The sequence below is a fragment of the Pseudoalteromonas sp. 2CM39R genome, assembly GCF_023161845.1.
Genome location: NZ_JALNTM010000067.1, coordinates 1 through 517, shown reverse-complemented (window position 1 = coordinate 517; position 517 = coordinate 1). Strand labels below are relative to the sequence as shown.

At 37.9% G+C, this 517-nt stretch carries 1 pseudogene; it reads left to right on the top strand.

From position 1 onward, the window contains the following. Positions 1 to 119: pseudogene (locus tag MTF66_RS38420) on the top strand (L17 family ribosomal protein); the annotation flags it as partial. Positions 120 to 517 lie beyond the last annotated feature (398 nt).

Genomic DNA, 517 nt, shown 5'->3' with positions numbered 1-517 from the left:
CTCGTATTCTTAAGTGTGGCTTCCGTGCTGGTGATAATGCACCAATGGCTTATATTGAACTAGTTGGTCGCCCAGCGACAAACGAAGAAGTTCAAGAAGACGCGCAGTCTGCAGAGTAAGTCGTAAAGACACCAAAAAGCCGAGCTTATGCTCGGCTTTTTACTTTCTAAAACTCACCACTAAACTTCACTACTTATAAAACAGCTCTATCAACCCCAAACATTACCCTACAATCTTGAAGCACCTAGCACCTAGCACCTAGCAATTAAGATCACATATAAAGATCAATTTGCGTTCTTTAATAGTTATATCTTCTTCTATAAAATTTAAAAACAAGCTTATTTATAAAATACACTCCCTAAATAGCCATAATACGAGTGATTTAGTGTTGTTTTTATGCGTTTAGTTCGTATTTTGCGCGAACAGTCATTTTTTTCATAAAAACTTCAAAAAACAGTTGATCTCAATTCGGATCTCCCTATAATGCGCATCCACCGACACGGCGGACTGCTTACAA